The organism is Bacteroidales bacterium MB20-C3-3, assembly GCA_035609245.1.
Taxonomy (GTDB): domain Bacteria; phylum Bacteroidota; class Bacteroidia; order Bacteroidales; family UBA932; genus Bact-08.
On sequence record CP141202.1, the window covers coordinates 484,460 to 496,856 of the forward strand.

The following is a 12,397-nucleotide window of genomic DNA, read 5'->3' on the forward strand; positions in this document are numbered from 1 at the left end:
TTATGGAATTTAACGAACACAAACCGATATATCTTCAGATTTCCGATACCATTTGTGATCTAATTCTCACAAATGAGTGGAATGAGGAGGAGAGAATACCATCCGTAAGGGAATATGGAGGGATTCTGGGGGTCAATCCCAATACAATTATGAGAACATACGACCATCTGCAGGAGGCAGAGATTATTTACAATAAAAGAGGAGTTGGATATTTTGTTAAAACTGGTGCAAAAGAACAGATTATCACAATTCAAAGAGAGCAATTTATTCAGGAGGAGTTACCAAAAATTAAGCGCAGACTTGAACTTCTTGGATTAAATCCAACTGAAATATTCTGATTATTATAAAGATTTCTTGATTTTTTTCGTGAAGAGTGCAACTAATCAAGCTTAGTCTTCGTCTAAAGGTGTGAATAATATATTATGCTTTACAATGTATTCAATTTTCACAACAACTATGTATAACAAATTTCTTTCGGTTTTATTGATCTTAATGATCTCAATCAGCGCAACAGCTGCAAAAAACAACGGTATTATCACAGGTAAAGTCTCTGAAAAGGGGAATGGCTCTCCTTTATCATTTGCGACAATAAGCATTCAGGACAAAGAGAACAAAATCCTGGGGGGTGCTACATCTGGTGATGATGGTAAATTTCTTATAGACAAAGTGATCTATGGTGAATGTAAAATAAAGGTATCTTTCATAGGTTTCAGAGATACAACATTTACAGTTAATATCAATCAAAGCTCAAATACTGTAGATCTTGGTGAGATAAAGTTAGCAAGCAACTCAGTAACACTATCTTCAGCTATTGTTACTGCAAAAGTTCCGGTTATTGAGCAAAAACTTGATAAAATAATTTTCAATGTTTCAGAAGCAGTCTCTACACAGGGGAGCAATGCCCTTGATATTTTGAGAAAGGCTCCGGGTGTAAGTATTGACCCGGATGGCAATATCCTTCTCAACGGATCTGCGGTTCAGATTTGGATAGATGGAAGGCCCTCAAATATGACTGGTCAGCAGCTGGATATGCTTTTAAGCGGAACAGATGCTGCAACTATTGATAAAATTGAGATCCTTGCTCACCCATCTGCAAAATATGATGCTTCAGGTTCAGGTGGTATCATTAATATCAGGACAAAAAAGAATTTCGTTAAAGGGATTAACGGATTTGTAAAGGCCGGATACTCAGCCTCTCCATATTACAGTAAAAACTATGATGGAGTTGATGGAACTCTTAATCTCAACTACAGAGGTGAAAAGACAAATACATCTTTGTCGTACAGCCCAAGATTCGGAGAGAGGTTCAATGACTTTTATTCAACAACAGATATGGGAGGAGGCCTTATTTTGGATGGTTCAACAAAATCAGATGTTGCACAGAGATATCATAATCTGAGGCTTAGCAGCGATTTCTTTATCAACAAAAAGAATGTTGTAGGAGTAATTATATCAGGTCTTGACAGATCCGGTGAAGATATTACTGATGACAACATAACCGGAAACACTTTATTCAGGAACGGACAGATTATTGAGAAGACAGCAACTTCAATAGATAATTCAGATATGTTCAGAACATGGTCAGGTAACATTAACTACACCCATACAATTAAAGATGGTCAGGAGTTTACTCTTAACGCAGACTACGGCAGATATAAAACAGGTCAGTACAGCTTCCAGGAGAATCTTTTTACAGATATCAGCGGCCTTCCAACAAGAGAAGCAAATATATTCAGAAGCAACTCAGACCAGGTTATTGAGATTATCTCAGCAAAAGCAGATTATGAGCAAATAATGTTCAAAAATTACAAACTGGAGGCAGGGGCAAAATTTGCCAGAAGTCTTACTGACAACAACCTGCTCAGAGAGGATAAAATTGATGGTATATGGAGTCCTAATCAAAACCTGAGCAGTATATTCGGGTACACAGAAAACATCTCTGCTGCTTATGTTTCAGTTGCACGGCAATTTGGCCCTAAATGGAGCCTTAAAGCGGGTCTGAGAGGAGAGATGACAGATGCAACAGGTAACTGGACAAGTGCAGATACAACCACTCATAAAACTTACACAGACCTCTTCCCTACCCTTTTTGTAGGATACACTCCAAACAAAGATTTCAGATTTGGACTCTCTTACACAAAAAGGGTTAACAGACCAAGGTTCTTTCAACTTAATCCATTCAGAATTTATGTTGATGCAAACAGTGCTGTTGAGGGAAATCCGGAACTTATGCCTCAGTACAGCCATATGATGGGTCTTACGCTAGGTTATAAACAACACTATTCAATAAATCTTGTCGGACAGATAAACGAAGGTGTAATTATTCAGAATCCATACTTTAATCCGGAGACTGGTGAGAAATTATTAATATGGCAAAACTTTGGCACACAAGCATTTTTTGGAGGCTCATTTTCAATCTCTGAACTCCCTTTAACAAAATGGTTTGTACTGAATGCTAATGCAAATTTGTTAACAGTTACAAATACGACAGAGAATTTTAACAGCGGCTCTCTCTATGCAAACGGATATCTTAACGCAACATTCCTTTTACCAAAGGATTACAAAGTTGAACTAACAGGATCAATCCAATCTGGAATCCCATATGGATATTTTAAGATAAAACCTTCCGGAGATGTAAATATTGGTGTAAAAAAGAGCCTTTTTGCGAACAAAGGTACAGTTGCCCTTAATATTTCAGACATCTTCAATACCAGATCAAACAGGGCTGAATTGAATACTGATGTTGTTAACGGCTATAATTTCCATTCAAACTACAACAGTCGCCAGATTACAATTAGTTTTCAGTACAGATTCGGACAGAGTAAAGCAGTAAAAACAAGAAAAGTGGGCAATAACGAAGAGGCTTCCAGAACAGGAGCCGGAAATTAGTTTGAAATTTAGGTAGCCTCACTTTAGGCCGGTCTTTTAAGACCGGCTTTTTTATTTTTTTGACGCAGCTTTGAGAGTATTTTTCATAAGGGCTATTATTGTCATCGGCCCTACCCCACCCGGTACAGGAGTTATATAAGAGCACTTTGGAGCTACTTCGTCAAATTTAACATCCCCTAAAAGCCTGAAACCGATTTTATTCTCTGCCGGAACTCTTGTAATTCCAACATCTATAACAACAGCTCCCTCTTTTACCATATCTCCCCTGAGGAATTCGGCAACACCCAAAGCGGCAATAATTATATCAGCCTTTAAAGTGTGTTCCTTCAAATCTCTTGTCCTGCTATGACACATAGTAACAGTACAATCCCCGGGCTTTGCCTTTTGAGAAAGAAGGTTTGCCATGGGTCTTCCTACGATATTGCTCCGTCCTATTATTACACAGTTTTTCCCTGATGTTTCAATATTGTATCTGTTAAGCAGCTCAATTATTCCCCATGGAGTTGCAGATATAAAAGATGGAAGTCCAAGAACCATTTTACCAACATTCACTGGATGAAATCCATCAACATCCTTTTCAGGGTCAATTGCTTCAGTTACTAATTGTTCATTTATATGACCAGGGAGAGGCAGTTGAACTATAAGACCATCAATGTCATTGTTTTTATTAATACTATCAATTTCTGAGAGCAGTCTCTCCTCTGAGATATCAGCAGGAAATCTAAGCAGAGTCGATTTAAATCCCACCTGAGCACATGCCTTCTCTTTGTGTCCTACATATGTTTGGGAGGCACCGTCATCTCCCACAAGAATTGCTGCAAGGTGCGGAATTTTCCCTCCTTCAGAGGCGATTTTTTGAACTTCAATCGCTATTTCATTTTTAATTTTGTCAGCTGTTGCCTTACCATCCAGTAATTCCATCTCAGATTTAAATTATAGGTTTATCTTCTTCTTAAAGCAGCCATATTTCTCATCGCATTCTTACCACCTCCGCCGGCTACTGTCTTCATAACTTTTCTCATGTCCTCAAACTGTTTAACCAGTCTGTTAACTTCAGCAATTGAAGTGCCGCTACCCATTGCTATTCTCTTTCTCCTGTTTCCATTTAGTATAGCAGGATCGTTTTTCTCCTCTTTTGTCATAGATTGAATAATTGCCTCTATACTTTTAAATGAGTTATTATCCATATCCACATCTTTGATTGCTTTGCCTACACCAGGTATCATTGCAGCAAGATCCTTAATGTTTCCCATCTTCTTGATTTGCTGAATCTGAGAATAGAAATCTTCAAGTGTAAACTGATCCTTTGCTAGTTTCTTCTGTAATCTTCTTGCCTCCTCTTCATCATACTGCTCCTGAGCCTTTTCAACAAGTGAGACAACATCCCCCATTCCTAAGATTCTATCGGCAATTCTCCTTGGATGAAATACATCAAGGGCATCCATTTTTTCCCCCGAAGAGACAAATTTAATTGGTTTGTTAACAACAGCTCTGATAGAGAGAGCAGCACCACCCCTTGTGTCTCCATCCAGCTTTGTAAGAACAACTCCGTCAAAATTTAGTCTTTCATTGAATGTTCTTGCTGTTTCTACTGCGTCCTGTCCAGTCATCGAATCTACTACAAATAGAGTCTCGGTAGGGTTAACCGATTTTTTAACCGATTCTATCTCCCTCATCATCTCTTCGTCAATAGCAAGTCGGCCTGCAGTATCAATTATTACAAGCGAGAAGCCCTCTCTTTTTGCTTTTGAAATAGCATTCTTAGCTATTGATACAGGATCTTTCACCCCCTCCTCTGAGTAAACTTCAACTCCAACTTGCTCTCCAAGTACCTTTAACTGATCTATCGCGGCTGGTCTGTAAACATCACCTGCAACAAGCAGCGTTTTAAGCCCTCTTTTATTTTTACTGTTAAGAGCCAGTTTTCCGCAGAATGTTGTCTTACCTGAACCTTGAAGACCAGCTACCAGAACTACCCCCGGATTACCTTTAAGATTTATATCTGTCGCTTCATTACCCATAAGGGCCGTAAGCTCATCGTGAACAATTTTAGTCAGCATTTGTCCGGGACGAACAGCTTTAAGTACATCCTGACCCAGAGCTTTCTGCTTGACATCATCGCAAAAAGATTTTGCAATTTTGTAGCTCACATCTGCATCAAGTAAAGCTTTTCTGATATCCTTCAATGTCTCTGCAACATTTACCTCTGTTATCTTACCCTCTCCTTTTAAAAGTTTAAAAGAACTCTCCAGACGATCAATTAAATTCTCAAACATCTTTTATAATAATTTATAATATTACTTCCCTCTTTTATGAATAATCTCTCTCAGCACCTCTCTCCCCTGATCATTGACTATTGACTCCAAATGATATCTGACTAACTCTGAATGAAATACATAAGGATCTTTTAAAAATTTATAGGCTCCATTCCATGAGTAAATTCGGGACATAGCAGATGTAAAAAAGAGAGTTACAAGCTCTTTATTAAAATCTGTTCTGTAGAAACCTTCAGAGATACCCCTTTCGATATTTTCTGCAATGATCCTTGAGTAAAATGACATTCTGTTTGTATGATCCAGCAACTTAAGATCCGGGAGATAAACAGAGGAGTCACTTAAGAGCAATGGCCCAATTTCGGAGAGAGATTTGTTCATCATATCACTAGTATGGTAAAGGGCCTCTATGGCATCTCTTCCCTGTGACAGAGCCATGTTTATTTTGAATTCTATCTCTCCGAGAACATGCTGCATAACAGTCCTCATCAACTCGTCCTTACTGTTAAAGTTATTGTAAAGAGTCTTTTTGGTCAATTTGAGATGATCGGCAATTTCATCCATAGTCATTCTCAGCCCCTTCTTTCTGAAGAGCTCGTAAACCTCAATAACATACCTCTCTTTAGAACTTACTCTGCTCATAAAAATTAAGTTTCTTGATTAATAACTATCCGGAATAGTATTCAGGTGCCAAATCTCTCTGGTTATATTTCATAGCCATAACTTGTCCGTATGCTCCTGCTGATCGTATTGCAATTATATCTCCCCTGGATGTTTCAGGTAACAATATTGAACTGCCAAATCTGTCACTTGATTCGCATACTGGTCCAACAACATCGTATCTCATTTTTCTGCCTTGTGAGGTCAGATTGTCTATCTTATGTTTTGCCTGATAAAGAGCTGGTCTGATCAGATCATTCATTCCTGCATCAAGTATCGCAAATTTCTTCCCTTTACCAATCTTTACATAAAGTACTCTGGTAATCAAAGATCCACACTGGGCAACTATTGTTCTTCCCGGCTCAAAGTGGACATCCTGATTTTCACGGACTTCAAGCCCTTTATTTATTATTTGGAAATATGTGTCAAAGTCAGAGATTGGATTTGCATCAGGGTTTTCGTAATCAATTCCTAATCCTCCTCCAAGATTAATATTTCTTACCGGCAGACCATTGTCAAAAAACCATCGCTGAATATCATTAACCCTTCCGGTTAGCATCTCAAAAACATTTAGGTCTGTAATCTGAGATCCAACATGAAAATGGAGTCCGGCAAATTTAAGATTATCAGATTTCCTTAAAGTCTCTCTCACCTCCTGAAACATCCAGGTACTTATTCCAAATTTATCCTGTGATCTGCCTGTACTGATATATTTATGTGTATGCGCATCAATATCCGGATTAATCCTTAATGATACGGAGGCGATTTTACCCATTGAGGCGGCAAGAGAGTTAATAATCTCCAGCTCGGGCACAGATTCACAATTAAAACTAAAAATTCCTCCTTCAAGCGCGGTTTTGATCTCTTTATCTGACTTTCCCACACCTGCGTAGACTACCTTAGATGGATCAAAGCCAGACTTCAGTGCAAGGGCAACTTCATTACCGCTTACACAATCTGCTCCAAGTCCAAAGCTCCTGATTATTTCAAGAATTCTGTCATTAGCATTAGCCTTTAGCGCATAATGAGCGTGGTAGTTGTACCTCTTCAGGTTTGCAGTGTAATTTAAAAGGGTCTTTTTTAACAATTCAAGATTGTAATAGTAAAAGGGTGTATCCAGTTGCTGGAATTCGCGAATCTCTTTAGTATTGAACATCACAAATATCTATTGGGGTTTGAACCTGCAAAATTAGTAAAAAACTTGTACTTAATTTAAATTATCTATCTTTGCAAAAATTAAATATAAAAGGATGAAACCAACTAAAAAGGATCTCCTTCAGGAGACAATAAAGCACATTGACATTACAAAACTGGACTCTACCTATCTGATAGATTCCATGAGAGAGATGTCTTTTTCTTCCAGAGACACAGCTTCTGCAGCAGACATCCTTCAGCTGATGATTAACGATAAAGAGTCCACCAACTGGTTGATTCTTGCCGGAAGTACATCTGCAGGCGGATGCATGCAGGTTTATGTAGATATGGTCCGATTCAATATGATTGATGCGATTGTTGCAACAGGAGCCTCAATCATTGACATGGACTTTTTTGAAGCTCTTGGTTACAAACATTATAAGGGGACACAATTTATAGATGACACCCATCTCAGGGGCAACTATATTGACAGAATTTACGATACATTTATAGATGAAGAGGAGTTGCAAGCATGCGATTCAACAATCAAAACAATTGCAGACTCTCTGGAGGCAAGACCTTATTCATCAAGAGAATTTATACACGAAATCGGAAAGTGGCTCACTAAAAATTCAAAAAAGAAAAATTCTCTTATTCAGACTGCATATGAAAACAATGTTCCTATTTTCTGTCCTGCTTTTACAGACAGCAGCGCAGGCTTTGGACTTGTAATGCATCAGGTTGAAAGAATGAAACAAGGCAAACCATATCTTACAATTGACTCCATAGCAGATTTCAGAGAACTCACAGAGGTAAAGATGTCTGCAAAAACAAGCGGTCTCTTTATGGTAGGCGGCGGAGTGCCTAAAAACTTTGCACAGGATACAGTTGTTTGCGCAGAGTGCCTGGGATTTGATGTTCCAATGCACCAGTATGCTATTCAGATTACTGTTGCCGATGTCAGGGATGGTGCCTGTTCATCATCCACGCTTAAAGAGGCTAACTCATGGGGTAAGGTTAATACCGCACATGAGCAGATGGTTTACGCAGAGGCTACAACTGTTGTTCCGGTTATTGTCAGCTATGCATTCCACAAAGGAGACTGGAAAGCCAGAGAGGCTAAAAATCACTCACTTCTTTTTAAAGATGGCACACAAGGCACAGGCCTTCTTCTTCAAGATCCTGAGTAATAATTTATTGCATCATTATAATAAGAGGCCGACTAAAAAGCAATTTTTAGTCGGTCTCAATTTTTCTTGTAATTATCAGCTATCTGTATCAGCTAAGGAAAACATTGGCTCCCGAAGAGGGAGGGGACCCACCACATGGTGGGGAGGATTTTCCGTGCTGATACAGATAACTGATATAATAAAAAAGAGTAGTTTGATGCTACTTTTTCTTTAGTCTAATCTCCGCAATAAAACCGGCAATAAGACCCATACCACCAAACAACAGAGTTGAGGCACCATAAATAACACTTTGTGTTTCCCTTATCATCCAGGTGGCATCAGATACATTTCCCATTGTTGTGTTAACAATTATATAACCTATTAAAAGCCCCAAACCCAAGCCCACCAGTAGAGATCCAATTCTAAGGGTTAAATACTGGTTCTTAAACAACTTACCCTCTCCAAAAATTTCAGAGAGATTAATATTAGTGGTATTTACATTTTCCAGAGAGTTAAGTTTGTCAATAAGCAATAAGCGCTCTCTCTTTCTTACAAATAGCTCTATTACCTTATAAAAAGCGTATGCACCAACTCCAAAAGTAACAGGTATAGAAATAAAATCCATCATGGTTATAAATTTTTATTGTGTTTGCTCTTTTGACGAGTCTTTGAAATAAAGGTTACACAATGTAACTTTGAAACTTAGTCTGCGTCTAACAAAGTGATGAAAAGAGAGGAGGAATTAAGAATAATTGAGCGAATTAAATGTGGTGAAACGAGCTTGTTCAATCAGCTGGTTTTAGTGCATTCCCCTAAAATTCTTTCAATTGTAAGAGGAGTGGTCAGTAACAGAGAAGACGCAGAGGAGGTTGCTCAGGATGTGTTTGTAAAAGCATACTTCTCCCTATCAGGATTCAGGGGAGAGTGCTCATTTTCAACCTGGCTGTTCAGGATAGCATATAATATGTCAATCTCAAAAACAAGAAAACAAAAAAGAATAAATATTCCATTTGAAAATGCCGGGCAGATACCGGACACATCAAATGATGAGAGAGAGCTGATTTCAGAAAGAGAGAGAGTTACAAAATTATTGTATAATGCTATAGGAGAGCTTGACACAGGAGACAAATTCATTATTCTCTCGTTTTACAATCACGAAAAAAGCATTAGGGAGATTTCAGAAATCAGTGGTTTATCTGAATCAAACATAAAGGTAAAATTACACCGGATTAAAAAGAGGCTGAGTATATTAATTGGAGATAAAATTGATTTGTGCTATGGATGAACAGGATATAAATATTAAGAACTTACTCTCACAGATTGATGACCAATCTGTCCCATTCGGATTTGAAACTAAAGTTTTTGACAAGATAGAGAAGAGATCTATACAGCTTGAATCCACGAGAGAGACAATAAAAAACATAGTGATTGCTATGGTAACAGCTGCTGCTCTCTTCGCTTCCCTCTTCTGTATAAACCACTATTTTTTTAAAATAGATTTCTCATCTAACATAAATTTTTCATTTTTCACGAAAGCCCTCAACAGCATCTCGTCTGTATTTAAAACCGAAGGCTCATTTACATGGATGATCCTTGGAGCAAATATTGCTATACTCCTTATATGTGAAAGAGTTATCTCAGAAAAAATTAGTAAAAAGAGGAGTGACAAAAATTAAACTCTCTCCCCTGTATGCTGAGGTCTCAGTAGATCGTTTACTGTTTTTACCGGATTAAATGTAGATACGGGAACCTCAACGAAGATTGAATTCCAGTTGCTCATAGCACCATTCCACAAACCTGGGAGCTCAAGTGCTTTTAACGACTTACCCTTCAGACTCTTAACTGAAACGAATCCGGTCTCAACATCAATAAATTTATTAAGATTAAATTTATTGCCCTGATAATCAATTATAGAACACACGATATCCACCGGATTAAAATGAGTAGATTCCATACTCCATCTTCTGAAATCCGGATGTGATTTATCTAGCTGAGCAGATTCCAAAATCTGAAGAGATGTAGAACCATCGGCATCTCTTACTATAAAAGGTCCGCCACCTGGCTCTCCCTCATTTTTAACCATCCCGCATACCCTTATAGGTCTGTTAAGTTTAGCATACAAAAAGTCTCTTGTCAGCTCTTCTGGCAAATCAGGTATCTCAATACAAAACTCCTCCTTTAGATATTTTATAATTTCAAGATGAAGAGCTGAATCAAATTCTCCATCTAGTTTATTCAAATAGCCGAAACATTTCTCACGGGCTTGAATTAGCATTCCTGCCAGAGTTTGCTTCCAGGTAGTTGTATCATCCAACAACTCCTCTCTGGTAACATTGTCTATATTTTTAATAAAAATAATATCACTGTTAATCTCCTGCAGATTCCCTATCAGAGCTCCATGTCCTCCCGGTCTGAAGAGAATTGAGCCATCTTCGTTTCTGAATGGATTTCCCTCTAAATCAACGGCAATAGTATCTGTAGATTTTTTTTGAAGAGTAAAATCAACAGTCAAATTAATGCCTCTCTCCTTCAATATCTTCTCTTTAAGCTTTAAATAAAGATTGTTAAATGATTCAAGATGCTCCGCTGAAACTGTAAGCATCAACTTTGCTTCACCATCATTATTAAAAGCATATTTTACACTCTCAACAATTTGTTCTTCAAAAGCAGTCCTTGATTCTCCTGAGTAACGGTGAAATTTAAGCAACCCTTTAGGCTTGGAACCATAACCCAACCCATGATCCAATAATAGGAGCCTTATTACTGACAAGTAATCACCGGAATTAAATGATGGTAATCGTTTGAGGTCATCAATAAAAGGGAACCTGTCAAGGGAGGAGAGAAAAAGTGAGACAGGTGAATTGGGCTCCGGTTTCTCTCCTCTCTCCAGTAATTCGGCAGCCTCATATAGATCTTTAAACATTCTGGTAGCAGCGCCTGAGGCAGGGACAAACCTGGAGACAGAAAGGCGGGACGATTGGTATTTAGAAATATATCGGCTTTGCATCTCTTTGCTAACCATCCTTATCCCTTTTCCCGGAACAGACGGAGCTACAATATTTAAAAATGGGAATCCTCTGTTAATTGACTCTATTTGAGATTCAACCTCGGATACAGATATCTCCTGTCTATTAAATTGATCCAAATCGCTTTTACTAAATCTGCTCATCTCTGATTATTTTATCAAACATATATTTGACCTCCTCTGAATACTCCTCTCTGTATGCATAACCATTTCTTAAACTTTCAAACAATAGCGGAGACTCTTTCAGAGCTTTGGAATCTTCTCCGATATCATAAAGTGTAAAAATCAGATTACTCAAATTTATATAAGGATCACAATCCTCCATTGGCATAAAAGTTAACCTTGGAGGCTCTGTATGCTTATAAGTATACCCCGAGAGCGGATCAATATTAAAGAAACGCCCCAGATTATTAATTGAAATTACAGATGCATTAATCTTTCCCTGAATAGAATAACCGGCTATATGAGGTGTAGAGATATCGGCTTTATAGAGTATATCTCTGTTAATGTTTGGTTCATCCCTCCAAACATCAACAACTAATCCAGACAGATTATCTATTGCCTTTATTAAAGCTTTTTCGACAACCACCTCTCCTCTTGAAGTATTGATTAAAACCGCTCCATCCTTTAAACTACTGAAAAACGAATCGTTTGCCATATCTCTGGTAGATGAATCAAGAGGCACATGAAGTGATACCACATCAGAGTTTCTTAAAACATAATCCAAATCATAGTACTCAATTTTTGACAGAGAAGAGTCATGAGCCATCTTTAACGCTAACGGGGGGTCACATCTTAATACATTAAAACCCAGCTTTGTTGCAAGAGTTGCTAACCTCTCCCCTACATTTCCTGCTCCTATAACACCTAATGTTATCCCTTTGGGACTCTCCCCCTTTTTATCAAAAAGATAGAAAATTGATGTAATAACATATTGAACCACACCCCATGCGTTGCAACCGGCAGCATTTGTAAAATGAATTCCGTTTTCTCTGCACCAGTCAAGATCAACATGATCACTTCCTATAGTCGCTGAAGCAATAAACTTAACATTGGTATGTTCCAGCAGCTCTCTGTTGCATTTAGTTCTTGTTCTGATAATCAGAGCATCGCTATTTGCGATTTTCTCATTTGAAAATTCACCTCCCTTAAGATACTCAACTGAGGCATAAGGTTCAACAATACCTCTTATGAATGGGATGTCAGAATCAATAATCACTTTTATTGCCTTTTCCATGCAACTTATG

The 12,397-nt window shown here is 38.0% G+C and carries 12 protein-coding genes; 5 read left to right on the forward strand and 7 right to left on the reverse strand.

From position 1 onward, the window contains the following. The first annotated feature begins 2 nt into the window (after positions 1 to 2). Both U5907_02065 and U5907_02070 read left to right on the forward strand, forming a co-directional pair. Entirely contained in the window at positions 3 to 338 is a 336-nt protein-coding gene (locus U5907_02065; GenBank protein WRQ33442.1) for a GntR family transcriptional regulator, read from the forward strand. A gap of 154 nt (positions 339 to 492) precedes the next feature. Continuing rightward, positions 493 to 2,889 carry a TonB-dependent receptor gene (locus tag U5907_02070; protein ID WRQ33443.1) on the forward strand — a complete coding sequence of 799 codons (2,397 nt, stop codon included), beginning with the start codon at positions 493 to 495 and terminating at the stop codon, positions 2,887 to 2,889. Positions 2,890 to 2,940: 51 nt separating this feature from the next. Here the strand turns inward: U5907_02070 and U5907_02075 are convergent, their stop codons facing one another. From U5907_02075 to lysA, 4 genes are read right to left on the reverse strand one after another with little or no spacing between them, the layout of a single operon-like run. Further along, on the reverse strand, positions 2,941 to 3,810 hold the full coding sequence (locus tag U5907_02075; protein WRQ33444.1) for a tetrahydrofolate dehydrogenase/cyclohydrolase catalytic domain-containing protein: 870 nt from the start codon (positions 3,808 to 3,810) through the stop codon (positions 2,941 to 2,943). Positions 3,811 to 3,830: 20 nt separating this feature from the next. Then, a complete protein-coding gene (gene ffh / locus U5907_02080) occupies positions 3,831 to 5,165 on the reverse strand; it encodes a signal recognition particle protein (GenBank protein ID WRQ33445.1) in 1,335 nt (444 codons plus the stop codon). Between the two features lie 21 nt (positions 5,166 to 5,186). Continuing rightward, on the reverse strand, positions 5,187 to 5,804 hold the full coding sequence (locus tag U5907_02085; protein ID WRQ33446.1) for a TetR/AcrR family transcriptional regulator: 618 nt from the start codon (positions 5,802 to 5,804) through the stop codon (positions 5,187 to 5,189). Positions 5,805 to 5,829: 25 nt separating this feature from the next. Further along, positions 5,830 to 6,978: a diaminopimelate decarboxylase gene (gene lysA, locus U5907_02090; protein ID WRQ34073.1), complete on the reverse strand. Its 1,149-nt coding sequence runs from the start codon at positions 6,976 to 6,978 to the stop codon at positions 5,830 to 5,832. Positions 6,979 to 7,072: 94 nt separating this feature from the next. Between lysA and U5907_02095 the strand changes: the two genes are divergently transcribed. Next, positions 7,073 to 8,146: a deoxyhypusine synthase gene (locus U5907_02095; protein ID WRQ33447.1), complete on the forward strand. Its 1,074-nt coding sequence runs from the start codon at positions 7,073 to 7,075 to the stop codon at positions 8,144 to 8,146. A 199-nt stretch (positions 8,147 to 8,345) separates the two neighbouring features. Here U5907_02095 and U5907_02100 read toward each other — a convergent pair whose 3' ends face one another. Continuing rightward, positions 8,346 to 8,753, reverse strand: a complete 408-nt coding sequence (locus U5907_02100) for a hypothetical protein (GenBank protein ID WRQ33448.1) — start codon at positions 8,751 to 8,753, stop codon at positions 8,346 to 8,348. A gap of 96 nt (positions 8,754 to 8,849) precedes the next feature. Between U5907_02100 and U5907_02105 the strand changes: the two genes are divergently transcribed. Continuing rightward, a complete protein-coding gene (locus U5907_02105; GenBank protein ID WRQ33449.1) occupies positions 8,850 to 9,410 on the forward strand; it encodes a sigma-70 family RNA polymerase sigma factor in 561 nt (186 codons plus the stop codon). Then, positions 9,403 to 9,801, forward strand: coding sequence for a hypothetical protein (locus U5907_02110; protein WRQ33450.1), 399 nt, complete (start codon positions 9,403 to 9,405; stop codon positions 9,799 to 9,801). Before U5907_02105 ends, U5907_02110 begins: the two co-directional genes overlap by 8 nt. Here the strand turns inward: U5907_02110 and U5907_02115 are convergent. Together U5907_02115 and U5907_02120 are read right to left on the reverse strand one after the other, a co-directional pair. Then, the gene (locus U5907_02115) at positions 9,798 to 11,294 is read right to left on the reverse strand and encodes a DUF4301 family protein (protein WRQ33451.1); all 1,497 of its coding nucleotides are present in this window, start codon (positions 11,292 to 11,294) and stop codon (positions 9,798 to 9,800) included. The genes U5907_02110 and U5907_02115 overlap by 4 nt on opposite strands. Further along, entirely contained in the window at positions 11,281 to 12,387 is a 1,107-nt protein-coding gene (locus U5907_02120; GenBank protein ID WRQ33452.1) for a 4-phosphoerythronate dehydrogenase, read from the reverse strand. The genes U5907_02115 and U5907_02120 overlap by 14 nt, the downstream gene beginning before the upstream one ends. Between the last annotated feature and the right edge of the window lie 10 nt (positions 12,388 to 12,397).